Annotated in this window: 22 protein-coding genes; 10 read left to right on the top strand and 12 right to left on the bottom strand. The window is 56.6% G+C overall.

The features are described 5' to 3' along the window. Positions 1-36: 36 nt before the first annotated feature. On the bottom strand, positions 37-1,212 hold the full coding sequence (locus HZS81_RS07415) for an MFS transporter (RefSeq protein ID WP_179929926.1): 1,176 nt from the start codon (positions 1,210-1,212) through the stop codon (positions 37-39). Positions 1,213-1,374: 162 nt separating this feature from the next. Between HZS81_RS07415 and HZS81_RS07410 the strand changes: the two genes are divergently transcribed. Then, positions 1,375-1,848: a Spy/CpxP family protein refolding chaperone gene (locus tag HZS81_RS07410; protein ID WP_179929925.1), complete on the top strand. Its 474-nt coding sequence runs from the start codon at positions 1,375-1,377 to the stop codon at positions 1,846-1,848. A gap of 148 nt (positions 1,849-1,996) precedes the next feature. Here HZS81_RS07410 and HZS81_RS07405 read toward each other — a convergent pair whose 3' ends face one another. From HZS81_RS07405 to HZS81_RS07395, 3 genes are all read right to left on the bottom strand, one after another. Beyond that, positions 1,997-2,428 carry a DNA polymerase III subunit chi gene (locus HZS81_RS07405; RefSeq protein WP_179929924.1) on the bottom strand — a complete coding sequence of 144 codons (432 nt, stop codon included), beginning with the start codon at positions 2,426-2,428 and terminating at the stop codon, positions 1,997-1,999. Positions 2,429-2,490: 62 nt separating this feature from the next. After that, positions 2,491-3,615, bottom strand: a complete 1,125-nt coding sequence (locus tag HZS81_RS07400) for a branched-chain amino acid aminotransferase (protein WP_179929923.1) — start codon at positions 3,613-3,615, stop codon at positions 2,491-2,493. A gap of 148 nt (positions 3,616-3,763) precedes the next feature. After that, a complete protein-coding gene (locus HZS81_RS07395; protein ID WP_179929922.1) occupies positions 3,764-5,284 on the bottom strand; it encodes a leucyl aminopeptidase in 1,521 nt (506 codons plus the stop codon). Positions 5,285-5,462: 178 nt separating this feature from the next. Here HZS81_RS07395 and lptF point away from each other — a divergent pair, with 178 nt between their 5' ends. The 5 genes from lptF to bfr all read left to right on the top strand — a co-directional run bounded on the left by lptF (position 5,463) and on the right by bfr (position 9,102). Next, on the top strand, positions 5,463-6,539 hold the full coding sequence (gene lptF, locus HZS81_RS07390; protein ID WP_179930047.1) for an LPS export ABC transporter permease LptF: 1,077 nt from the start codon (positions 5,463-5,465) through the stop codon (positions 6,537-6,539). After that, positions 6,539-7,618: an LPS export ABC transporter permease LptG gene (lptG, locus tag HZS81_RS07385; protein ID WP_179929921.1), complete on the top strand. Its 1,080-nt coding sequence runs from the start codon at positions 6,539-6,541 to the stop codon at positions 7,616-7,618. Before lptF ends, lptG begins: the two co-directional genes overlap by 1 nt. Before the next feature lie 28 nt (positions 7,619-7,646). Next, positions 7,647-8,126: an RDD family protein gene (locus HZS81_RS07380; RefSeq protein ID WP_179929920.1), complete on the top strand. Its 480-nt coding sequence runs from the start codon at positions 7,647-7,649 to the stop codon at positions 8,124-8,126. Between the two features lie 135 nt (positions 8,127-8,261). Further along, positions 8,262-8,468: a (2Fe-2S)-binding protein gene (locus HZS81_RS07375; RefSeq protein ID WP_179929919.1), complete on the top strand. Its 207-nt coding sequence runs from the start codon at positions 8,262-8,264 to the stop codon at positions 8,466-8,468. A 151-nt stretch (positions 8,469-8,619) separates the two neighbouring features. Next, positions 8,620-9,102: a bacterioferritin gene (bfr, locus tag HZS81_RS07370; protein ID WP_179929918.1), complete on the top strand. Its 483-nt coding sequence runs from the start codon at positions 8,620-8,622 to the stop codon at positions 9,100-9,102. 73 nt (positions 9,103-9,175) lie between these two features. Here the strand turns inward: bfr and sodC are convergent, their stop codons facing one another. Continuing rightward, complete coding sequence (gene sodC / locus HZS81_RS07365) at positions 9,176-9,730, bottom strand: superoxide dismutase family protein (RefSeq protein ID WP_179929917.1); 555 nt, start codon at positions 9,728-9,730, stop codon at positions 9,176-9,178. Between the two features lie 162 nt (positions 9,731-9,892). Here sodC and HZS81_RS07360 point away from each other — a divergent pair, with 162 nt between their 5' ends. From HZS81_RS07360 to HZS81_RS07350, 3 genes are read left to right on the top strand one after another with little or no spacing between them, the layout of a single operon-like run. Beyond that, complete coding sequence (locus tag HZS81_RS07360; protein ID WP_179929916.1) at positions 9,893-10,666, top strand: pseudouridine synthase; 774 nt, start codon at positions 9,893-9,895, stop codon at positions 10,664-10,666. Positions 10,667-10,676: 10 nt separating this feature from the next. Further along, positions 10,677-11,570: a tRNA cyclic N6-threonylcarbamoyladenosine(37) synthase TcdA gene (tcdA, locus tag HZS81_RS07355; RefSeq protein ID WP_179929915.1), complete on the top strand. Its 894-nt coding sequence runs from the start codon at positions 10,677-10,679 to the stop codon at positions 11,568-11,570. Further along, positions 11,567-11,785 (top strand): DUF1653 domain-containing protein, encoded by a 219-nt coding sequence (locus HZS81_RS07350; RefSeq protein WP_179929914.1) that lies wholly within the window; start codon positions 11,567-11,569, stop codon positions 11,783-11,785. Before tcdA ends, HZS81_RS07350 begins: the two co-directional genes overlap by 4 nt. Positions 11,786-11,794: 9 nt before the next feature. Here HZS81_RS07350 and HZS81_RS07345 read toward each other — a convergent pair whose 3' ends face one another. The 3 genes from HZS81_RS07345 to HZS81_RS07335 form a co-directional block, all read right to left on the bottom strand. After that, on the bottom strand, positions 11,795-13,420 hold the full coding sequence (locus HZS81_RS07345; RefSeq protein WP_179929913.1) for a ShlB/FhaC/HecB family hemolysin secretion/activation protein: 1,626 nt from the start codon (positions 13,418-13,420) through the stop codon (positions 11,795-11,797). Further along, positions 13,420-17,874 (bottom strand): two-partner secretion domain-containing protein, encoded by a 4,455-nt coding sequence (locus tag HZS81_RS07340; RefSeq protein WP_179929912.1) that lies wholly within the window; start codon positions 17,872-17,874, stop codon positions 13,420-13,422. The genes HZS81_RS07345 and HZS81_RS07340 overlap by 1 nt, the downstream gene beginning before the upstream one ends. 90 nt (positions 17,875-17,964) lie before the next feature. Then, complete coding sequence (locus tag HZS81_RS07335) at positions 17,965-18,957, bottom strand: helix-turn-helix transcriptional regulator (protein WP_179929911.1); 993 nt, start codon at positions 18,955-18,957, stop codon at positions 17,965-17,967. A 204-nt stretch (positions 18,958-19,161) separates the two neighbouring features. On the opposite strand from HZS81_RS07335, the gene HZS81_RS07330 reads away from it, so the two are divergent. Next, positions 19,162-21,174, top strand: coding sequence for a RecQ family ATP-dependent DNA helicase (locus HZS81_RS07330; RefSeq protein ID WP_179929910.1), 2,013 nt, complete (start codon positions 19,162-19,164; stop codon positions 21,172-21,174). A 7-nt stretch (positions 21,175-21,181) separates the two neighbouring features. On the opposite strand, the gene zigA is transcribed toward HZS81_RS07330, so the two are convergent. The 4 genes from zigA to HZS81_RS07310 all read right to left on the bottom strand — a co-directional run bounded on the left by zigA (position 21,182) and on the right by HZS81_RS07310 (position 24,401). Beyond that, complete coding sequence (gene zigA / locus HZS81_RS07325) at positions 21,182-22,408, bottom strand: zinc metallochaperone GTPase ZigA (RefSeq protein ID WP_179929909.1); 1,227 nt, start codon at positions 22,406-22,408, stop codon at positions 21,182-21,184. 97 nt (positions 22,409-22,505) lie between these two features. After that, positions 22,506-22,781: a TIGR03643 family protein gene (locus tag HZS81_RS07320; RefSeq protein ID WP_179929908.1), complete on the bottom strand. Its 276-nt coding sequence runs from the start codon at positions 22,779-22,781 to the stop codon at positions 22,506-22,508. 11 nt (positions 22,782-22,792) lie between these two features. Next, a complete protein-coding gene (locus tag HZS81_RS07315; protein ID WP_179929907.1) occupies positions 22,793-23,434 on the bottom strand; it encodes a class I SAM-dependent methyltransferase in 642 nt (213 codons plus the stop codon). Between the two features lie 22 nt (positions 23,435-23,456). Next, positions 23,457-24,401, bottom strand: coding sequence for a helix-turn-helix domain-containing protein (locus HZS81_RS07310; RefSeq protein WP_179929906.1), 945 nt, complete (start codon positions 24,399-24,401; stop codon positions 23,457-23,459). Positions 24,402-24,594: the final 193 nt, after the last annotated feature.

Here is a 24,594-nt window from a genome sequence, read left to right as displayed (position 1 = left end):
ATTGGCGCCAAGTATAGCGCGCGAAGGGGGAGGGCGTCAGGTCCTTCCCGCAGGTCGCAACAAGCTGCGCATCGCCATCAGGCCTAACACCGGCCCAGGGAGTAACCACCAGATCACCCCTAGCCCTTGGTTGGCCCAGAGCGAGGTCACCAGCGCAATGGCAGGGATGGTAAGTGTAAAGCCGATGGCGTTCATCATGGCGAGCGCTGAACCTAAGCGGTCGGCGGGTGCGGTCGCCGAGGCTAGGGCGGAGAACTGTGCGGAGTCTGCGATCACGCTAAAGCCCCATATCAAGAGTAATGCCAGCAGAAAAAGCGGTGGTGTGCTGCCGAGCAGCGGGTAGAACACACACAGAGCGCCCGAGGTGGCTAGCGCGACAAACGCGACGCGGGCGCTGCCGTAACGGCGGCTGGCGCGCCCGGCGAGAACGCAGCCGGGCATACCAACGGCGATGGTGGCAAAGCTTAGCCACGGCTGAGCGCTGTTAGCGGCTTCCAAGCGCTCAAGCTCCCGTGCCACCAAAAACGGCACCAGCGCCCACAACGCATACAATTCCCAGCAGTGGCCGAAGTAGCCCAGCGCGGCGGCCCGGAATTCTTTGTGTTTAAACGCCGCCAGCCCCGCCCAGGGGCGCCCGCTTTTGGCGGTGGCTGGCAGATGTGGCCCAACGCCTAGCAGATAAATCATCAGCGCGGCGATCAGCGCCAGCAACGAGGCAAGTAGCAGCGGCCACTGCCAGGGCAAGTTCAGCGTTAAGCCGCGCAGCAGGTGCGGCGAGGCGATGCCCAACGTGAGCATACCCACTAGCCAGCCGAGCGCCGCGCCGGCGTGATTGGGTGTCCAGCTCACGACTAACTTCATGCCCAGCGGGTAAATCCCTGCCAAGCAAAGACCTGTCGCAAAGCGGGCAACGGCGGCCAACGTGACGTTATCCGCCACCATGATAAACGCCGCGTTGATCAGCGCGCCGAGCACGGCGGAAAGCGCAAACAGATGGCTGGCGCGAACGCGGTCGGCAAGGCCCGTGGTGGCAATCAACAGCGTGCCGGTAATAAACCCCGCCTGAACGGCGATGGTAAGCAGGCCTAAATCGCTTTCGGTAAGGCCTACTGCACCCTGAAGCGCCAAGCCAACGCCGTTAACGCTAAACCACAGCGAGGTGCCGAACAATTGGGCGATAACGATGGTGACAAGCGGGTGGCGCGTGAGCACGTTCAAGCCTCCATGAGTGCGAATAGCGCGGCAAGGACCCGCTAATGGTAATCAACAATTTGCCGTTACGACGAATTTTTTGAAAACAGCATTGTCGGACCGAAGGACCCGCCAGGATTTCGTCGGGCAGGAAATACAAATTTGTACGAAATTGGAGTCTTTATGCACGTAGCCAAGCTTTTCGTTCCGGCAGTCGCAGCACTGGCATTCAGTGTCCCCACCATGGCCCAGCAAATGGGTGGTGGTGCACCCAGTGTCGATGATCAAGTGAATCAACTCGACGAAATGGTGGATCTGGATGAAGGCCAGAAAGAAGAGATGAGCAACCTCTTGACCCAGATGCAAGATGAAAACAGTGCCAAGGAAGAGGAAGCCCGAGAGCTGCAACAGCAACTCGGCGAACAGGTTCAGCCCGATTACGATGAAGCGGCGATTCGCGCAAACGCGGAGCGTCTTGGTGACCTGACGGCCGAGATAATCGCTGATAGCGTCATCATGCAGTCCAAGATCGAAGGCGTGTTCACTCAGGAACAACGCGATCAGCTGGATGAAGCCATGGCTCAGCGGCAGGAGAAAATGCAACAGATGCAGGAGCAGATGCAGCAACAGCAACAGCAACAGCAACAGGGCGGATAAAGCGAAGACGCCTTGCAGTGACGGAGAGCAGTGATGGAGAACCGGTCAGGCAGACTGCCTGACCTCATTGATAGCGACTGCCTACCTCTGTTGACGGCCCCGCCACGTGCGGGGTCTCGCGTTTATGGCGGATGATCTCCTTGGTTATTTACCCTAATTTATGCGGCACCACCTCATGGCCCATTTCTTTATAGCGCTGCCAGCAGGCGCGCTTGGCCACCAGAACCTCTTGGTGTTGGTTGATGATTTCGGCCACGCGGGCGTAGGCATCAATGCCGTCGGGGATGTCCGGGTGCAGGTTAAGAAGCGCTGTCTCCGTTGCCGGTTTGGGCAGCGCGTTCCAGCCTAGTGTTACCGGCACTTGCGTCGCCATATCGCTTGTTTCGAGTGCGTGGGGCACATAGGCGTCGGGGCGAAATGTCCATAGCGCTTCATCGGCCTGTTCGGCGAGCGCTTGGTCTTCGCAGTGCAGGTGAAGGCGGTACCCTTTGCGCCAGATCGTTTCGGCCAATTTACAGGCGAAAGCGAGGCGGGCGTCGAGCGTGGTGTCGGGAAGAATATAGAAGTCGATGCGCGCCATAAACGGCTCCAACGCCCGCCGCTAACCCAGATGATAGGGCTAACGGCGGGCAGGCCTGTGGGTTAAACCAGCTGGGTCAGCCAGCCATATTGATCTTCGCTGCGGCCGTACTGCAAATTCAGCAGCTTGGTGCGAAGTCGCTTGGCCACTTCATTGTCGCCGCCTGCGGTGAGTCGAATACGCTCATCCTCGCTGACAAGCTCGCCCACTGGCGTGATCACCGCAGCGGTACCGCAGGCGAAAACTTCGGTGATCTCGCCGGAGGCGGCGCCGTCGCGCCATTCGTCAATGCTGATGGCGCGTTCTTCGGGCGTCAGGCCTTCGTCTTTCGCCAGCGTGAGCACGGAGTTGCGGGTCACGCCTTCCAAAATGGTATCGGTCAGGCGCGGGGTCACTAAGCGGCCGTCTTTATAGACGAAGAACAGGTTCATGCCGCCGAGCTCTTCGATCCACTTGTTTTCCGCCGCGTCTAGGAAAGCCACCTGGCTGCAGTTGTTGGCGCTGGCTTCTTTTTGCGCGGCAAGTGAGGCGGCGTAATTGCCGCCGCACTTGGCAAAGCCGGTGCCGCCGGGCGCAGCGCGTTTGTAGTGGCTGGAAAGCCAGATCGACACCGGATCAATGCCGCCTTTGAAGTAGGCTGCCGCCGGGGAGGCAATAACGTAGTAATCGACTTCGTGCGCCGGGCGTACGCCGAGAAAGGCTTCGGAGGCGATCATGAACGGGCGTAAATACAGGCTGCACTCGTCTGAGGCGTCCTTTGGCGTCGGCACCCAGGCGTTATCTTGCGCCAACAGCGCTTTGAGTGAGCCGATAAAGTCTTCGTCGGAAAGCTCTGGCAAGGCCAAGCGGCGGGCGCTACGGCGAAAACGTTCGGCGTTTTTCTCCGGGCGGAAGGTCCAGATCGAGCCGTCGGCGTGGCGGTAGGCTTTAATACCCTCAAAGATTTCCTGGCCGTAGTGCAGTACCGACGCGGCGGGGTCCAGGGTCAACGGGCCGTAGGGGCGCACTTCGTGGCCATGCCAGCCAGCATCGTTGGTCCAGCGAACATGGGCCATGTGATCGGTAAAGTGAGTGCCAAAGCCGGGGTTTTTGAGGATGTTGTCGCGGATCTCGTCAGACGTCGGCTGGTTGGACGGTAGAATAGCAAAATGGTCGGTGGACACGGTTTTCTCCACAGTGATCACCATGCGCTGTCAGCTAGGACAGTCGCCGAGGCGATCTCAATCAAGTGAATAAGGCAGTGCCCCTGGCGAGTGCCGGGGGCACAAATAACGCAAAAATTTGCAATGGTTCAAGGTGTAACGGTTGCCGAGCCGAAAGGCAACCGTTGAACGGTTAGCTGTCGCTATTTTCTACCTGGGCGTCGGTTTCACGGTCGAGCAGGTACTGGGTTAATAGCCCCACTGGGCGGCCGGTCGAGCCCTTCTGCTTACCTGAGTGCCACGCGGTGCCGGCGATATCCAAATGCGCCCAGGGGAAGTGGTCGGCAAAGCGCGACAAAAAGCATGCGGCGGTAATCGTACCTGCCGGGCGGCCGCCGATGTTGGCTAAATCGGCAAAGTTAGAGTCGAGCTGTTCTTGGTATTCATCCCATAGCGGCAAGTGCCAAGCGCGATCCCAGGCGGTGTCGCCAGCTTCAAGAAGGTCCAATGCCAAATCGTCATCATTGGATAATAGCCCGGTGGCGTGATGACCAAGGCCAATAATGCAGGCACCCGTGAGGGTGGCAATATCCACCACGCTCGCCGGCTCGAAACGTTCGGCATAAGTCAGCGCATCGCACAGCACCAAGCGGCCTTCGGCATCGGTGTTGAGCACTTCAACGGTCAGGCCTTTGAGGGTTTTGATGATATCGCCCGGCTTGGTGGCGGCACCATCGGGCATGTTTTCCGCCGCGGCAACGATAAACACGAGGTTAAGCTTCGGCTTAATACCCAACACGGCTTTGACGGTGCCAAACACGCTGGCGGCACCGCCCATGTCGAACTTCATTTCGTCCATGCCTTCGCCCGGTTTGAGCGAAATGCCGCCGGTATCAAAGGTAATGCCTTTGCCCACGAGCACATGGGGCGCCTCTTTGGGATCTTCCGCACCCTGGTACTTCATGACGATCAACCGCGAAGGCTCACGGCTTCCGCGGCCAACGGAAAGTAGCGAGCCGGCACCCAGTTTTTCCAGCGCGTCTTCATCGAGAATATCGGCGGTGAGGGCGCCCTTCGAATCCGAGGCAAGCGTTTCGGCTTGCTCGGCCAGGTAGCGTGGCGTGCAGACGTTGCCGGGCAAGTTACCTAGGGTGCGGGTGAAGTTGATACCGTCACCAATAGCAGCCCCCACGCGCGCGCCCTCTTTAACGGCATTGGCTTCGTCGGCGTCGCTCAGCAGTAACGTTAATGTTTGCAGGGCGGGTTTAGGAGCGGGCGTTGATTTAAATTGATCGAATCGATAAAGCGCACGCTCGGCAGCTTCCAGGGTTTTGCGCGCTTTCCAGGCGCCGTCGCGATCCTCAAGCGGTACATCGGTAAAGGTGATACCGGTTTCGTCGAGGGGGAGGGCCACTAAAGCCGTGAAAGCAGCATCGAGCGCTTTCAGAAAGGCCGCTTCTTGACACTTTTTGCGCTCACCTAAACCCACCAGAAGCAGTCGCTCGGTACCCAGCCCCGGGGCGAAAGGGATCAATTGCACGTTGCCAAGCGCGGCATCGAAGTCGCCGCGCTCAAGCAGCTGGCCGATTAGCCGCTCGCTGGCGTCATCCAGTTTCGCCACTGCGGGCAATAGTTCGCTATCTTTAAATATGGGTACGATAAGACACGCCGTTTCGACTTTGGCAGGATTAGCGGTCTGAACGGAAAATTCCATGACGTCTCCAACAAGACAAGCATCGAGGGATTCGGGATAATGCCCCGTTTCGTAGATGTAAATTGTGCTATCTGTGATGAGTGTACCCAAGCCCTTAGTACATTGCATGAGTACATTACATGAGTACATTGCGTGAGTGCTATTGCATGGCATCCTGCACGATTGGCTGGAGAGTGCGTTGATTTTATTTCGCTATTTGACCCGTGAAGTGTTGCTGACCATGTCGGCGGTGGCCGGTATTTTGCTATTGATCATCATGGGTAGCCGCTTTATTCGCTACTTTTCTAGCGCGGCGGAGGGTGACTTTCCCATCACTATCCTGGGTAACTTGATGCTGCTTCATTTGCCGGGGTTTATGGAGCTAATTCTGCCCTTGGCATTTTTTCTGGGCATCCTGCTTGCCTACGGGCAGTTGTATATGAACAGCGAAATCACCGTCATGGTCGCTTGCGGCGTTAGCCCGACACGGCTGTTAAAAGTTACGCTGCTGCCGGCCATGCTGGTGGCGGCGCTGGTGGGTCTTTGCAGCCTGTGGCTGACGCCGCTGGGCACGCTTAACACCGAGACGATGCTGGAGGAGCAGCGCAGCCGTTTAGATGTTTCCGTGCTGGCGCCGGGGCGTTTTCAGGAGTTTGGCCAAGGACGCACGGCGTATATCAGCGAGTTTTCTGACGATGGGAAGAAGATGGAAAACGTCTTTGTCCATGAACTGGGCGACCGGGGGGAGAACGTGCACAACTATGTCACCCGCGCAGCCTCGGGGTATCAGGAAATTCGCTCGGATACCGGCAGCCGCTTTTTGGTGCTGCAAGACGGTGAACGCTACGGCGTAACGCCAGGGCGTTTAGAGGCCGAGCGATTAACGTTTGAGCGCTACACCTTGCGCCTAGGGGCTACGAGAGAACGCCAATCGTTTGATTCGTTTGAAGTCGCCTCCACGGCAGCGCTCTTTGCTAACCCAGACCCTCGGGCCCAAGCGCAGTGGCAGTGGCGGGCAGGGCTTCCGCTGATGGTGTTTATTCTCGCGCTAATGGCGCAGCCGCTTTCCAAGGTGAATCCCCGCCAGGGGCGCTTCGGGAAGCTTCTGCCGGCGGTGTTTCTTTATGTGGCGTATTTAAGTCTGCTGTTGGCCGCTGTGGATACCATCGGTAGTGGCGCCTGGCCCGTAGCGGTTGGCGTGTGGCCCGTGCACGGGCTGTTTCTCGGGCTCGGCTTACTGCTGTTGTGGCACTCGCAACGCAAGGGGATGCGCTAATGCTGAATGTGCTAACAATAGCGGATCGCTTAGACCGCTACATCGCGCGCAACGTGCTCGCGGCCATCGTGGTGGTGCAAATTGTGCTGTTAGGGCTGGATATCACCATTGCCTACCTGGATGACTTAGGCGACGTGCAGGAAGGCTACAGCGCCCTGGATGTGCTGTTTTATTTGATCATGCGTATGCCGTGGCGTTTTTATCAGTACGCGCCGGTGGCGGTGTTAATTGGCGCGCTGATTGGTTTGGGCAGCATGGCGTCTAACAATGAGCTCACCGTGATCCGCGCTGCAGGACGCTCGCTAACGCGTATCGTTTGGAGCGTGATGAAGCCCGTACTTTTGGTCGTCATTGTGGTGCTACTGGTGGCCGAGTACGTTAGCCCGCGTACCGAGCAGTTCGCCGAGGCGTGGAAGCTGGAGCAGCGTCAGGGCGAAGGGGCGGTGCTCACCAGCCGCAGTGGGTGGCAAATTGAAGGCGATACTATCTACCGCTTTGGCGCCATTCGCGCCGATAACGTGGTGCTTGACCTTACCCGTTACCGTTTTGATGAGCGCCAACTCGTTGAAGCGGCGCATGCTCGGCGGGCCTATTGGGACAACGGCGAGTGGCGACTGGAGAACGTGACGGTAACTAAGCTGTTTGATGATCACACTGAAGCGCAAAGCTACCAGCAGCTACCGTGGAAAACAGAGCTAACGCCGGTACAGCTGGAACGTTTGCTGCGCGATATCGAAACCCAGTCACCCAGCGAACTGCGTGCCTATGCACAATTTTTGCAGTCTCAAGGGCAGCAAGCCGATGAGCCGCTACTCTACTTCTGGCAAAAAATGCTAATGCCGCTCACCATGGCCTCGTTGGTGCTGATTGCGACATCGTTTGTTTTCGGCCCGCTTCGTACCGTCGCCGCCGGCACCCGGGTGTTTTACGGTGTGGTGACGGGGCTTTTGTTTAAGTACACCCAAGATTTACTCGCGCCGGCATCGACGATTTTTGGCTTTTCGCCGGTGTGGGCGGTGCTGATACCGACACTCGCCTGCGCGGCGGCCGGTATCTACTTTTTGCGCCGTAACGGCTGAATCCACTGAATGATGATGAACAGACACCATGTCACAACGACGTTTTACCCAGCTTGATTGCGTATGGCCGGCACCGTTGGCACGCCGCCTCGGCGCACTGATCTATGACGGTTTTTTGCTGGCGGCCATTTGGATCGCCGTGGCAGTGACACATGTTGCCTTTTTTCGTTTTGTCGTGGGGCAGAGTGCTGAGGAAATAGGCACTAGCGCACTCGAGGTCTGGACGCTGCGGCTACTCTTGGTGTTCTCAGCGATGGTTTTTTTTGCTTTCTCATGGACGCGCGGCGGCATGACATTGGGCATGCAGTCTTGGCGCTTACGTGTGGAGACCGTCGATGGTTACAGCATTACGTTACGACAGAGCGTTGTCCGCTGCCTGGTGGCGTGGATTTCGCTTGCCGCACTGGGCTTGGGCTATTGGTGGGTGCTTTTTGATAGCGAGCGCCGTAGCTGGCCGGACCTTGTTTCCGGTACGCGCACGGTCGTAGTGCCCAAAGAAAGTGCATAGAAAAGAAAGCGCGTAAGAAAAAGAAAGAAATTAGACCAAAGATTTAGACGGATAGGTTCAAAAGAATGCGATTCTGACTTGCAGACATGTATGCGAATCATTTACATTTGTCTCATGCTTTCATGAGGTGCCGCCATGTATGTTTGCGTGTGTAAAGGAGTCACAGATCATCAGATTCGTCAGCAAGTGAGCGACGGAGCGCGCAGCTGGCGCGATGTCCGCGAAGCCACCGGCTGCGCCACTCAGTGCGGTAAATGCGCGTGTTTTGCCAAATCGGTGACCCGTGAAGCCGTGCTAGAGGCGCGTGCAGAAGCGGATATGAGCCTTGCTTACGCGGTTTGACGCGAATCGATATCGTTGTGGTTTCTTTTAGCAAGCTTATGATTTATTTGAGTTTTTCGTCAGTCTCCCTATACTCCCACTAACACTGGGAGTTTCGCCTTGTTGTGGCCTATACTTCTAGTTGTATTTTTAATAGTAAAAGGGCAGATATATGAAAGGCGATCCAAAAGTTCTTGAGCACCTCAATATTGCACTAGGTAATGAGCTGGTGGCGATTAACCAGTACTTCCTTCACGCCAAAATGTACAAAGATTGGGGCCTCAAGGCGTTGGCGAAGTGGGAGTACGACGAATCCATTGAAGAGATGCAGCACGCCGACAAACTAATCGAACGTATCCTGTTCCTTGAAGGTGTCCCTAACCTGCAGGATCTCGGCAAGCTGTATATCGGCGAGAACGTAAAGGAAATGCTCGAAAGCGATCTCAAAATCGAGCATGACGGGCGCAACGACTACATCGAAGCGATCACCTACTGCGAAAGCGTTAAAGACTACGTAACGCGCGACCTGCTACGTGATCTGCTCGCCGATGAAGAAGGTCACATCGACCATATCGAAACCGAGCTGCATCTGATTGACCAAGTGGGTATTCAAAACTACCTGCAGCGTCAAATGCAGATGGCTGGCGACGAGTAATAAACACCGCGAATCAGTTAAAGAAAACGGGCAGCCATTAGGCTGCCCGTTTTCTTCATGTTACGCGTTAAGGTTACGATTCAACCACGCCGCAGGCCATACGTGCGCCGCCGCCGCCAAGATGAGGCTCATCCGCGTAGGTGTCGCCACCCGCGTGAATCATCAGGCTGCGGCCTGACATATGTTCCATGCTTAGGCGCGGTGCGAGCACCGGCACGTTGGCGTCACCATCTTCATTGACGGTTAGCACCGGTAGATCGCCTAAATGACCTTCGGTATACGGGCCAAGGTGGGTGCCGGTGTCCTCAGGGTCATAGTGGCCACCTGCCGATAACGCGGCGGTCATCTCGCCGCTGTCATTCTCTGCAGGGTCGCAGCTGGCATTTTGGTGGACGTGAAACCCGTGTCCGCCGGGCTCAAGGCCACTCAATGATGGGGTGAACAGTAAACCGTACTCGGTCTGCTCCAGGGCGACACTACCGATTGGCTCGCCCACGCCATCGGCACTGACGTTATACATCCCAACGTCAAGCGTTTCATTGGCCTGCGCCGCCGATGTGGCGAGTACTAATGAGGCCACCATTGCGGTAAGTAATGTCGTTGAATGGTGAATAGTTGAAGAGCGCATACATTGATCTCCTGCCATGCTCCATGGAAACACGGATTTAGCATTGCCTATTCAAAGTAGTTGTCACCAAGCCACTCTGCCAACTTATACGATGATGACATCTCGCTGCCAAGTCGCGACAATAGCACCTTGTTTTCACCAAGCGCTTCGCGGGGGGCCGCCATGACGCCACTCAACATCCTCTACCAGGATGAGCATATTGTTGCGGTGCATAAACCGTCGGGGCTTTTGGTGCACCGCTCGGCGCTGGCGCGTGGCGAGACCGAATTTCTCCTTCAGCGGTTGCGTAACCAGCTTGGCAAGCGCGTCTATCCGGTGCATCGGTTGGACCGGCCCACCTCAGGCGTGATGGTGTTTGGTTTATCCTCTGAGGTCGCCGCTCTGCTCAGCGACACCTTCAGCGAGCGCCAGGTGGAAAAGCGCTACTTGGCCGTCGTGCGCGGAGTTGCCCCTTCCGAGGCGCGTTTGGATTATCCGCTGCGCGAGGAAGACGGCACACGGCCCAAGGCAGACATGCCCGCCATGCCAGCGATGACCGATATTCGCTGTGTGGATAGCGTCGAATTGCCGGTACAGGTGGATCGCTACCCAAAAGCCCGCTATTCGCTGGTGGAGGCCAGGCCGCTAACCGGTCGGCGCCATCAAATTCGCCGTCATCTCTCACGGCGCGGCTATCCGATTATTGGCGATGCCAAGCACGGCAAAAGTGTCCATAACCACTTTTTTGCTGAAAAACTGGGGGCGCCACGTTTGTTGTTGGCCGCTACCTACCTAACTTTTGATCACCCGATGGGTGAAAAGCGTATACAACTAAGTTGCGCGCTTGATGACACCATGACGGCGTTATTTCATCATCTCGGTTGGGCAGGGCACTTGCCCTTGGATAGCGTGCGCACGCCGCCCCACACCACGCCTTCAGCCCTTAAAGCGCTATGAGTCCGTTTCTATGTTATTGAACGAGCCATCAACACTGCCTGCAGCGGCCTCTGCAGGCTCAGTTTCTAGCGGCAATGTTTCTAGTGAAAATGTTTCTAGTGATTATGACCTACGCTTTGGTGGGATTCGTCGCCTTTACGGCCAGCGTGCCTTTGATGCGTTTCGTCATGCCCATGTGGTGGTGGTGGGTGTCGGTGGGGTGGGCAGTTGGGCGGTGGAAGCGCTGGCGCGCTCGGGCATCGGCAAATTGACGCTGATCGACCTGGACGACGTCTGCGTGTCTAACGTTAACCGCCAGCTCCACGCCCTGGATGGCACTATCGGCAAGCCCAAGGTCGAGGTGCTGGCCGAGCGCTGCCGCCTGATTGCCCCCGAGATCGAGATCGTCGCCGACACCGCCTTCGTCACGCCCACTAACCTGGCCGAGCGTATACCCGATGACGCCGATCACGTGGTGGATGCCATCGACAGCGTGATCGCCAAGGCCGCGTTGATCGCTTGGTGCAAGCGGCGTAAGCTTCCCATCACCGTGACCGGCGCGGCAGGCGGGCAAACTGATCCCACGCGTATTCAGGTGGCGGATCTCACCCGCACCGAGCACGATCCGCTACTATCCAAAGTGCGCTCGCGGCTACGCCGGGATTACGGCTTTTCCCGCAACCCCAAGCGACGCTTCTCAGTGGAATGCGTTTACTCTGACGAGCAGTTGGTTTACCCCCGAGCCGACGGCGAGGTATGCCTGCAAAAGCCCGGCAGTGGTGATGCCACGCGGTTGGATTGCGCCTCGGGCTTTGGGGCGGCGACCTTCCTGACCGGCACCTTTGGCTTTGTCGCCGCTTCAAAGGTGCTTGAACGGCTCACCAAAAAAGCCAATCAGCCCGCTATTCAAAAGGAAAACAAGTGACCGCCCCCGTTCCCGGTATTTATCGCCACTATAAAGGCAGCCTTTACGAAGTGCTCGGCACCGCCCAGCATAGTGAAAGTGAAGAACCGCTGGTGGTTTACCGTGCCCTCTACGGCGACTACGGCCTCTGGGTGCGTCCCCTGGAGATGTTTATTGAAACGGTGATCAAAGACGGCCACACCCAGCCGCGTTTTGCGCTGGAGAAAGCGTTTTAAATTACACGACTAAAACGTGTAACGCCCTGACAACCAGAACCGTGGGTCTTTTTGCTCGTCTTGCGAGGCAACATCGCCGGTCGTTTGCGTTGCCACTGCGGTATCAAGCGTCCAATTGCCGTTTGAGTAGCGCACGCCCACGCCGCCACCGGCTAGGGTCTCACTGGGCTCATCGGCATAGGATAACCGCGCGCCGTGGTCATAAAATACGTAAGGTGCCAGTTCAGCGGTGGCCTGGTAGCGAACTTCCAGTTGCGTGAGCCAGGCGCGGCTACCGCTGGTCTCGCCTTGCGGGTAAGCCCTAACACCACGGGCACCGCCCAGGCTCATACCTTCAGAAGAATCCAGCGGTGAGTCGGCCCATTGCATATCACCGCTTAGCAAGAGTGAAATGCCCTGGCCAAGGCGCTGAAGGCGTGACAAGCGAAGGTTGGCCTTGGTATAGCCCCCGTCCACCTGGGGATTTGCCGCGTGGTTAATTTGGCCACTTTGCAGCCGGGCCTCGCCAAACGTCACGCCCCCCTGGCCGAGGGCGTCGCGGTGGTCAAACTGCAGCGCCAAGGGCCAGCTATGCCCGTAGCGTTTCTGGTAGCTCACCCCTTGAAAACGATCATTCAGCTCGGTGTACTCGCCGCCAACCGATGCCGTTAGGTTGGTCTGCTGCTGACGAACCAGCGGGTAGCTTAGCCCGAGACGCGTGGTATCCGCCGTGCCGGTAAAGCCGTTAAACGGCGCGCGTAAATCATACTCAGTGCGTGCATACGACACGTCACCGCGTAAGCCTTGGTAGCCCATGGGCAGTGAGTAGGCCACGCGGCCCAGCCATAAATCCTCTTCCGAGTAGAGGGCGGTGGCGCTGAGTTCGTCACCGACTTTTAAAACGCGGTTGGCTTGCACGCCCAGCGTTGCGCGTCCTCTGCCGGAGGAATGGCTGCCATGGTTATCTACCCCGACATAGCCTTGAACGCGCTGTGTGGGTTCGACCTCCGCCACGAAATCCCCCGTGCCGGTCTCATCGCCCGGCTGCATCACCGGGGTCACGGCGATCCCCGGCAAATCGCCCAGTAGCAGCGCGGTGCGCTCTAGCTTATCGCCCTGGATCACCTCGCCGGGGCGCAAAGCGGAAAGGTAAGGCGTGACGCTCTCTTCTAGAGAAGAATCATCGCTGCTGACTGAAACGTCGCCATAACGGCCTTCGATAATCCGGATCTTCAGTATGCCCTGGCTGACATCCTGCTTGGGAAGAAACGCCTGGGCAAACGGGTAGCCGTTGTCGCGATAGAAACGGCTGATGCGATTGCTGAGGTTCTGCAAGCCTGCCATGTCATGGTCTTGAGCCATGAAATTCGTTAATTGGTTTAACAGCGTTTTATCATCAAAGACGGTATTGCCGTTGAGCGTGATGTCGTTGATACGCACTGCTTGACTCTCTGCATCGCTTTGCGTGAGCGGAGCCCCCTGAAGGTGGAGTTCAACCGATGACTCACGAGGCTGATAGTCACGTTCAGGTAGCGTATCTTGAAGCAGCCGCCCGGCATCCGGCGCGGTTTGCGCGTAACCTACGGTGGAAAAGGTACTTAAAAAACATACCGTCATCATGGCTTGCGAAGACTTGGTAAGTGGTATATAGCGCATTAGTCATCTCCCTCCGCGTCGTTATCCTGGTTGGTATTGATACCACCATCTTCAATTCTGATGCCGCCAGGTAATGTTTGTGTGCTAGGTATCTCAGTGTTTTGAACACTAAAGCGCGGCTCACCATCGTTTGATGTGGCCGCCTGCAACGTCTGGTTGATGACGGAAGCGACATTGTTGGCTGTGTCCAGCTGAGTCTCAGGCTGTGGTTCCGGCTGCGGCTCTGGCTGGGGTTCGGGTTCTGGCTGCGGTGTTGGAACCGGTGTTGGCTGTGGTTCGGGTTCGGGTTCGGGTTCGGGTTCGGGTTCCGGTTGTGGTTCCGGTTGTGGTTCCGGTTGTGGTTCCGGTTGTGGTTCCGGCTCGGGTTCCTCTGGCGTTGGTGCAGGCGGCGGCGGTGGTGGGACAGCGGCTATCACCAGCTCGCCCGGCTCGAAGGAAATGGAGTAGTTGGGATTTTCGGTGTCATTCACCGTGCCTTGCTCGATAGCGTAGCTAGCGACGCTTTCACCCATTTCACGGGTCAAATCTCCCGACAGGCTTTCATCCGTCACCAAGCCGCAATCCTCGGTCAGGGTGCCGCAACCAGTTTGGTAGGTTAGCGTAGGGTCGACGTCGCCTTGGGTTTTCTGCTTATCATCGGCGGTAACGGTGACTGGACGCGGATCGATGGTCAGCTCGCCACCGTAGCTGATATCGAAGCCCTGCTGGTCGGAGTAGAGGCCAGACAACGTCAGGCTGCTATCATTGGTGCGATAGGTGCCCGCATCTGCGGCATCCGTTGTATACGCGAGACTGCCTTTCAGAGCCTGCGCCGCACCGCTTACGTTCGTGTTATAAGTGGCGGAGGAGCTACTGGCGACACTACCATCGTAGGTTTTATCCGAAACGGAAGGCGTAATGGTCACCGGCGTGAGAAAGCTACGCAGCAGCGGTGTGGTCTGGCCGTCATAAATTCGCCAGGTTGCATCGGTGCCTCCCTGGTCGTCGATATCGCTTCCCCAGGCACTGAAGGTGCTGAGTTTGGTCAGCTCAATACGGGTGAGGCCTATGCCTTTACCGGAGTCATTGGTTGAGTTAATCGCATTACCATCCGCATCAGTAATGGCGTAGTAGCTGCCGGCAGCGCCATTCTGGCTATTAAAATCGAGACCGATTAGACCGCCAACATCGCTGCCAGTTACACTGCCAGTGGCGTAGGAATCAGACACCACGGCACCAGGACTCTCATTAAAACCCACTAGCCCACCGGCATAGCCCCTGATCGCACTGGCCGCCTCCACATTGCCCGTAGCGTAAGTATTAGTGATCTCGGCATCAGTGTTTAAGCCTACCAACCCGCCAACACTAGAGTCGCCCGTGACCTTACCTGTAGCATAAGCATTGGCAATCGGTTTGTTGTTCCAACCAACCAACCCGCCAGCATTGCTTCTAGTAGCGGTTACCTTGCCCGTAGCATAAGCCTTGGTAATTTCATTGTAGTTATAGCCAACTAACCCTCCGACATCGCCTTGACCCGTTACATTGATCGCTGCGAAAGCGTTATTAATAACGCTTTCACTAGAACCCGCAATTCCGCCAACATTTCTATCGCCTACAACGTTACCGCCTACCACACCGATATTGGAAATACTGCTACCTGTTTGTGTCCGTCCAAACAGGCCAACATGACTCTCATTCTGTCGGTTGATGGTCAGATCGCGAATAGTGTAGCCAAGGCCGTTAAACGAACCATTGAAATTCTTAGAGCTATCCCCTAGCGGATCCCAGCCCTTGCCATCATTCGCGTTGGTGCTCGCCAGTTGGTTATACCCATTGGTGGTGCTATCCAGGGAATTCTCTAGGGCATAATAATTATTATTCGTCAGCACATCGGTGTTGAAGTTAATGTTTTGCAACTGTTGCCAGTTGGTGAGGGTAAACGGGGCAGCTTGAGAACCGTGCCCTGCTTCAAACAAAGTGGCTTTCTGGATGTCCTCTGGGCGAGTGACGTCTTTCAGATAAGGCAAGCTGACTTGGTAACCGGCCACATCCGCATCGGTGGCAAACGACCATGTCGGCGCACTAAGTTCACTGACGTCCGCCGGGTTCATCAGTTCGAGACGGGTGAGACTCGTGCCTTCACCGGAGCTATTGGTTGAGTTAATCGCATTACCATCCGCATCAGTGGTGGCGTAATAGCTGTCTGAAGCGTCATTAGGGCTATTATTGCGACCTATCAAGCCGCCGACATCGCTGCCGCCGTTTACACTACCAGTGGCGTAGGAATGAGAGACAACACCAAATTGTACTTCCCCCACTAGCCCACCAGAGTCGCCACGGGTTCCTTCCACATTGCCCGTAGCGTAGGTATTGGAGATATTACCAGCATCGTTATAACCCACCAGGCCACCAACCCAGTAATCACCGGTTACCTTGCCTGAAGCATAAGCTCTGGCAATATTGCGACTGTTTGAGCCGGCCAATCCGCCGACATAAGCACCTGTTGCCGTTACCTCGCCTCCAGCATACGCCTTGGTAATATCGCCTAAGTTTGAGCCAACCAACCCACCGACACGGGTTTGACCTTTTACATCAATCGTGGCGTAAGCATTAATAATATTGCCATAGCTTGCGCCCGCCACTCCGCCAACAAGGTATTCCCCTTGAACGCTGCCGCCCACCAGACCGACATTGGCGATTGTGCTATCACTAAGAGCAGAGCCAAACAGCCCAACACCGTATTCATTTGGCCGATGAATAGTCAGATCGCTGATGGTATGACCAAGACCGTCAAAGCTGCCAGAAAGGCCATTAATGACATTATGATCCCCAAGCGGATCCCAACCCTCGTAGATTGAATTACCGTTGGCATCTGTACCGTTCGGATTCCACGTCGCGGTTGCTGAAGCATCAATATCCGCGCCCAGCGCGTAGTTTCCACCTTTATCATCGTGCATGGCTTGCAGGGTGCCTGCCTCGTAGCCGGACTCTTCCCCCAGCTCGGTGATGACAGTGAATTCCAGCACATCGCCTGTGCTGCCCAACTGCGTTGAGAAATTCTTCCCCGCTTGCAGGTTGACCGGGGCATTGATGCGATAGTCACCGCTACCGCCGCCCTGGCCGTACTCCAGCGCCAGCTTGCCGCCATTGCCTGCACTGGCATCCATTTCTTCATTGATCTCGATATTGCGATAGGCATTAAGGGTCAGTTGGTTACCGCTGCTCCAATTCACCTCGTCGTTAACGAAAATATCGCCGTTGCCGCTGTCGTCACCGTTGCCGCAGGTTACGTTAGTGCAATTAACCTGTGAGTCGGTGGTTTCGATTTTGACATCACTATTCCCCAGCGCAGTGGAAAGCGCTGAACCGGATAGGTCACCGCCGCTGTCAGCAATGGTGAAATCATAGGGGTCGATTAACCACTCGCCAGCTTCACCCTGGACGGCCCGAGTGGTCACCGCCGCTTCATCCATAATGCTGACTTTCGCCGCACTGGTTTCAATAAAACCACCGTCACCGCCTTCCGGTGCTGATGCATCCAGCGTGCCAGCCACCCGGGTTTCGCCGTTTTCCATATCCCCCATCAGCCAGATTTCACCCTGCTCGTTTTCGGCGAGGGTCTGGGCCTGGGTCACACCGGTGTGGTTGATCACGCTGGCGGCGAGGTCGCCAGCGGCTTTGGCGGTGAGGTATACGCGGCCGCCGTCGGCCTTAATCGCACCACCTTGTTCGATATAGGTCTCCAGTAGGGCTTCCTCGACCTCGATCTTGATCGGGCCGCCCATGTCCAACCGCACGCGGCTGCCTGCGCCCATTAGCGTATCGCCACGAGGGGTATTGATGCTGCCCTGGTTGATGATCTCGGCGGCGATCAGGGCGACATAGCCCTCATCTGCGGCGCGAATATTGCCCTGGTTAACAATCGCGCTGCTGCTGTTGCCTTCAAAGGTGAACTCCCCGGCCATAAAGTCTTCCGGGCTAATATCCAGTGTCGAAGCAACCAGGCCGCCCACATCGACCTGGGCGGTATCGCCAAACACAATGCCGTTGGGGTTGACCAGGAACACCTGGCCGTTGGCGTTAATCGCGCCGCGAATCTGCGAGAGCTGATCGCCGGTGACGCGGTTAAGCGCCGCACTGTCGCGACCGGGCTGGTTGAACTCAACGCGATGGCCTTCTTCTACCGAGAAATTATCCCAGTCGATGGCCATGCGATCTGTGCTCTGGTTGATCCGCATGGTGTTGCCGGACTGCTCGATATTGCCACTGCCGGCGCGTATCTCACCGCCCGAGGGTAGGCCGCTGGCGAAGGCGCTTAGCGGGAAAAGCAACAGGCTGCCGGTGGCCAAAGCGGCCACCGTGCCGACGGTGCCTTTGCGTTGGGCGGTGGTTTTGCCCTGGCGTTTAACGGTTTCGGGTGCGACCTGCCACTGGTTTTTGGCCGCGTTCCAAACGGTGCGATAGATTCGGTTCATGGGTTGCCCCTTGCGCGTAACGGTTTTCTTTTAGCCTACGCGTTGGCAAAGGGAGGGTCTTCCACTCAGCGTTACACTGCGTGGGAAAATTTATTTTTTTGGGGGTAAGTGATCGTTATCGTCGGGAACGAGGGTTATATCGCGCGCTTCTCCTGGAGGAACTCCAAAACGGTTTTTGAAAGCGCGATAAAACCAGGAGAGATGGTTGAAACCGGTACTAAAAGCGATATCACTAATGGGGCGTGGCGGTGCGTGGCAGTTGGTCAGAGCGTCAAACGCAAGCTGCAGCCGTTGCTCAAGCAAATAGTCGGTAAATGACGTGCCTTCGCTATTAAATAGCGCCCGGATATAGCTAGGCGATACGCCGTGCCGTATCGCTAGATCCTCCAAGCATAGTGAAGTGCGCGCGTTATACTTAATGTCAGCTTTAATGGCTTTCAAGCGAGCCTCTCGCAGGCCGCCACGCTGAGAGCGGACAGCAGCATCAGGAGTAGCGCCTAACGCAAGACAGGCCAGGTCGAACAGCTGGCCTTTTAGCTGTTCAGTGAATGCTGCCTCAACGGTATTGTGGGATTGCGTGAGTTCTAAGGCGATACGGGTAAGATGCTGAAGTGGCTCGCCCGGTGGCAGCAACTGATTGGGCAGGTGATCCAGGTTGCGAATCAACGGCGCGAGCTGGACACGGTCAAACGCGATGCTAACAAAATTGACTTGCTCGCCGTGAAAATCAACGCTGCCTGATTGATGGTTGAGCACAATGCGGGCACGGCCTGGCGTGCAGGCTAGCGAATCGTGGGCTTGTAGGTGAGAAAGCCAACCGCCCTGGCCACCGGGGTGAATCAAGAAGGTAATGTCGTCGTTACCATCGGCCACTTGAGGCGATTTGCGCGACGCACTTAATGAGGAAGCCGTTACATTGGCAATCGACACCCCAGGCAGCAGCCTAATGCGTGTTTCCACGTGTGGCGTCTGCTTTTTTGCCGAGTGGAGTCGCACTTGTGCCATTGTGCTATAGATTTCTTGGGCGGCTTCAAGGCGATCACTCGGCGCAAAATCATTGGTAGAAAATGAAAAAAAGGCCATGGCGGCTCGTTGTTTTCAGTAAAAAGTTATCAGGGAGTATGGATTTAGTCATACGCTCAGAAAGCGTTCAAGACAAGAAGTTTTTCAACATCTGCTTCATTGAACTCTGTCGTTGCGACTTTAACCCAACGCGTTGGAGAAAATGCTGCGAACGCGTTAGGTTGTTGCTCCTTCTACGTCATTTATCCCATTTCAGGAGTGCCCATGCCCCCCGTCTCACCGCAGCAAACGCTTAAAGCCGTGTTTGGTTTTGATGACTTTCGTGGCGGCCAGCAGGCGGTGGTATCTCGAGTGCTGGAGGGGCACTCCACGGCGGCGATTTTTGCTACCGGCGCGGGGAAATCCTTGTGTTATCAGCTTCCAGCGCTGCACCTGCCGCATTTAACCCTGGTGGTGTCGCCGCTCTTGGCGCTAATGCAAGATCAACTGGCGTTTCTGGCTCGCCACGGTGTCGCTGCGGCGAGTATCGATTCCACCCAGGACCGCGAGACGACCCGTGAGGTGATGGAGAGCGCCAAGAGCGGCGAGCTGAAAATCCTTATGGTCTCGGTGGAGCGACTCAAGAACGAGCGCTTCCGGCATTTTCTCCGTCAGGTGGCCATCTCGCTGCTGGTGGTCGACGAAGCCCACTGCCTCTCAGAGTGGGGGCATAACTTCCGCCCCGATTACCTCAAGCTGCCGGACTACCAGCGCGAGTTTCATATTCCCCAGGTACTACTGCTCACCGCCACGGCAACGCCCGCGGTGATTGACGATATGGGCGAGAAGTTTGCCATCGCGCCGGAGAACGTCATTACCACCGGCTTTTACCGGGCCAATCTTGAGCTGCTGGTGTCGCCCGCCATGGAAGACCGCCAGCAGCAGCTGATTGATTGGCTGAAACCACAAATGCAGCCGGGTAGCGAAGCGCCGACGATTATCTACGTGACCCTGCAACAAACCGCCGAGCAGGTAGCCAATGCGCTAGCGGCCCAAGGTATTGCTGCCCAGGCGTACCATGCGGGGTTAGATTCAACCCGGCGTGACGAGATTCAGCACCAGTTTATGAGCGGCGAATCGCCCTGCATCGTGGCCACCATCGCCTTTGGCATGGGCATCGATAAGGGCGATATCCGTAACGTGGTGCACTATGACCTGCCCAAATCCATCGAGAACTACAGCCAGGAGATTGGTCGGGCGGGGCGCGACGGCCTGCCTTCCACCTGCCTGACCCTGGCCGGGCGGGATGGCCTGCGGGTGCTGGAAAACTTCGTGTACGGCGATACCCTTGAATACGCGGGCATCTATCGCCTGTTGGAAGAGGTCGCGACGGCAGGCCAAGCGCCGGATCGCCAGTGGGAAGTGCTGCTTTTTACGCTTTCCAGGGAGACCAATATTCGTCTGCTGCCGTTGAAAACGCTGCTGGTGCGGCTGGAAATGCACGGCGTGATTGCGCCGCGCTTTGCGTTTCTGGCCGAGTATCGGCTGCGCTACCACATCGAGCCGGATGCCCTGGTGAGTCGCTTTCAAGGCGAGCGGTCGGCCTTTGTGCGCCTGGTCGTCGACAACATACCTATCGCCCGCACCTGGGGCACGGTGGATTTTGACCGCCTGCACCAGGCAGGCCAGGCGCAACAGATCGACGCCTCCCGCGCTCGCATCATTACCGCCCTTGAGTACTTTCAGGATAAAGGCTGGCTGACCCTGGAAGGCAAGCGGATGACCGACGTGTACGAGGTTTGTCAGCCTGATTTCCCCCTTGAGACGCTGGCGAGCCAGCTGTATAACGACTGTCTCACCCGAGAGCGCGCCGAGATCCAGCGGCTGCACGCCATGCTGGCGCTGTTTGAGTCAGAGGACTGCTTGACCAGAAGACTAGCCGAGTACTTTGGTGACAGCACCTTTGATACACCATCCAATGCCGCGCAGGGTTGCTGCGGGCACTGCTCAGTGTGCTACGGCCGCCCCGTGCGGTTGCCGGAAGCACCGCCCGAGCCATCGCTCACGGCGGCCGATTTCCAGCGTTACGCCACGCCGCTCATCGAGCGCCACACCGAACAGCTCGGCCAGCCGCCCAATGCCCAGCGGCTGGCGCACTTTCTATGCGGCTTGACCATGCCGGTGTTTACCCCGCTTAAAGCTCGCAGCCTGAACGGCTTCGCGGTGTTTGAACAGCGTGCTTATCCCGAGGTGCGCGAGTGGGCTGAAAGTCACCTGGGCAACTTTGCCCGCTTTTAGCGTACGTTCATTCCCAAGCAGGAAACGGATCGGGCAGTTTTTCCCACATTTCCATGCCTTCCAGCAGCTCGCCTTCACTTAACAGGCAGTCGTCCAGGGCTTCGCGCATCTTGGCTTGATCCAGGTCCTGGCCAATAAAGACCAGCTCCTGGCGCATATCGCCAAATGGCTCCTGCCACTTCTCCATAATAAATTGGCGGGTTTCAGGTTCTTCCGGCCACTGGTGTTCAGGGATGGCTTTCCAGAACACCCCGGCCATGCCGTGGTGGGCGATACCGCCTGCCTGGCTCCACTGGCCTGCGTAGCGCGGGCGCGTGGCGAGCCAGAAAAAGCCTTTCGAGCGTAACAGGCCTTCCCCAAACCACTCTGAATGGAGTAGGTCGTGGAATTTCTGAGGGTGAAAGGGGCGGCGGGCGTGGTAGGCGAAGCTGCCGATGCCATACTCTTCGGTTTCCGGCACGTGCTCCCCACGCATTTCTTTCAGCCAGCCCGGTGCCAATTGAGCGCGTTCAAAGCTGAACTTGCCGGTATCCAGCACCTTGTCCAGCGGCACGCCGCCTTGAGTGATAGGCACCAATTCTGCGTCGGGGTTCAGCGAGCGCAGAATCGCCTTCAGCGACGCCAACTCTTTTTCACTGATCAGATCGGTTTTGCTGATCAGCAGGACATCGCAAAATTCGACCTGATCGACCAGCAGGTCGGCGACGTTTCGCTCGTCGTCTTCACCCAGGCTTTCGCCCGCTTCGGCGAGGCTTTGTGCTTTACGGTACTGGTCAAGAAAGTTGGCACCATCGACCACCGTCACCAGCGTATCCAGCCGCGCGACATGGGAAAGGCTCTGGCCGCTTTCATCTTCAAAAGTGAAGGTTTCCGCCACCGGCAGCGGCTCAGAAATCCCGGTGGACTCAATCACCAGGTAGTCGAACTTGCCTTCCTGGGCCAGTTGGCTAACTTCTTCCAGCAGGTCTTCGCGCAGGGTGCAGCAGATGCAGCCGTTGCTCATCTCCACCAGGCGCTCTTCAGAACGGTTCAGCGCCACCTCGCCATCCGGCGCGGCTTCGCCAGGAACGCCACGCACCAGCGCGCCGTCGATATTCACCTCGCTCATATCGTTGACGATCACCGCCACCCGGCGACCTTCACGGTTGGTGAGAATATGATTGAGTACGGTGGTTTTTCCAGCACCTAAAAAACCCGAGAGCACGGTCACGGGCAAAGGGGAAAATGCAGACATTGCTAGCACCTCTAAACGGGTTTGTGTTATGTAATAATATAACATTAAATAGCCATTTAAAAAGCACCTTGTCATTAACCTGATGGTCGGTAAGCGTTTAGCGCTTATATTGCGTCGGGCAATATCCGCGTAACACATCCGGTGAGCGCAGGGCGCGATGCTTGGTAGCGCGGCCGGTGACGCGTTGGCGCCAGAGCCGAAATGAGGCTGGCTTGAGCTGATGACGCATGATCTTGATCACATCTGGCTCGCTCATGCCAAACAGGGTTTCAATGGCCTCAAAAGGCGTGCGGTCTTCCCAGGCCATTTCGATAACGCGCGACTGTTCATCGTCTGGCAAACGGCGAAAACGTTTGACGGCAGCATTTGGCATGGCTTGTTTCCTTACTCTTTAGCGGTTGATTCGGTAGGCATTTTAGCAGCGAGTAGGGCGCGAAAAAGCGACCCCATTAACACCGGCTCATCGTGGCGAATCCAGAATCCCGTCTCACTTAGCAGCGGGTATGCCTGGCGGGTAATATCACTGGCAAGCGTTGCTGTAATCACGTTCAGCGCTTTGCGCCCGGCCCCCGCTGGCTGGTCGTCGGGCTGAAACTTATCCATCACGCAGAGCTGGCCATCATCTTTCAGCACGCGGTGTGCCTCAGCTAGCCCGCGTTGGGGGCTAGGCATCACCGCCAGTACCAAGTGCATCACCACGACATCAAAGTGTGCGTCGGGGTATTCGAGTGCCTCGGCATCCATCACTTGGCACTCGACATCGCGTCGAAGGTGCTCTGCGCGTTGTGCTGTGCGTTTCACCATCGCCTCACAGAGGTCGGTTGCGTGCAGCTCAATTTCCACCGGCAGAAAGGGTAAGTCTAACCCAGTGCCCGCGCCGACAAGCAGCACACGCATACCCGGCTCCCAATCGACTTGGCCCAGTGCATACTGGCGGGGTTTGCGAAATGCCCGGTTAGCGACAAGATCATATATCGGTGAGTAGACGGTATAACGCAGGCGGTTCCAAGTGGTTGTATTGATCATGAATCACCTCGAGTGGGTGCATTTAATAAACCCTACTTAACGTCTGCGAAGGGCACTCACCAAATTGCTGCTTATAATCATGCGCAAACTGCCCTAAGTGCCAAAAACCCCAGTAAGTGGCAATGTCCGTCACCGTTTGGGTTGGCGCGGCGGCGCACAGAGCGCGGCGAACGCGGTTGAGCCGTGTAAGGCGCAAAAACTGCAGTGGGCTAATACCTAGGATAGTCGTAAAACTGTACTGCAATGTGCGTCTACTTACATGGGTAAGCTCGCATAGCATTTCCATAGTAACGGGGTCTTCCTCGTGCTCGTCAACGTAGCGCTTAACTTGATCAACGACTTCCTTACGGTGAGCATAGCTGGGTGATAGCTCAGCGTCAGGTTGGTCGACCTGCAGCAGCTCAAGCAACGCTATAAGCAAAATATCTTTATGAATTTTTTCAGCAATGGCGCCCTGCTGATGCGACAACAAACGATCAAGTAAAAACGACACCGCATGCAGCGTTTCAGGCGTAACGCGTCGACGCGGTGAGCACTGCCATTCTTTATCCAACGTCACCCCTTGTTGTTGGGCAGCGGTTTGCAATATCGGCAGGCGGATCACCATTCCATAAATATCGAAGGCGTCTGGCGTTACCAGCTCAAAGTCATGCCCGCCGGGCCTGCACATGACTTCATGCTCGACCAGCGTTTGTCCGTTGATGCGTGAGCCTAGCGCCCGCGTCGGAATACCCAGCCATAGTGAATCAGGCCATACCCGGCAATCTTGACGCAGCGCTTGGTCGGTATGCTCTTTAAAAACCTGCATGCCGGGCAGTTCGATCTCATCTAGGCGCCCATAGAAGCGGCCAGGGCTTATTTGATCGTACTGCTGCTGCCAGCGGGTGAGATTTTGGGCGTGCTCATCGGCATCAAGCGCCTCATGAATGCGCTTTTTTGGTGCAGTGTCTAGGTTCGTCAAGGTCATGGGAAGCTCCTGTGGGCATTATATTAGCGCTGCCACATCCCATTAGATTATCTAACTTTTTGTAATTATTTAATTTTTTGGCATTAGGGAAGGTTTGCCAAAACTTGATACTCCTTATCGATTGATAGCGCTACGGTAATTAGAAGCAAGTTTTGTTCCGCAATGTGCATATCGCCGCGTTGTATTTGAATCT

The organism is Vreelandella salicampi, from assembly GCF_013415105.1.
Taxonomy (GTDB): domain Bacteria; phylum Pseudomonadota; class Gammaproteobacteria; order Pseudomonadales; family Halomonadaceae; genus Vreelandella; species Vreelandella salicampi.
Note: the sequence above shows the minus strand (reverse complement) of the source record. Positions and strands in the feature narration are given on the sequence as shown.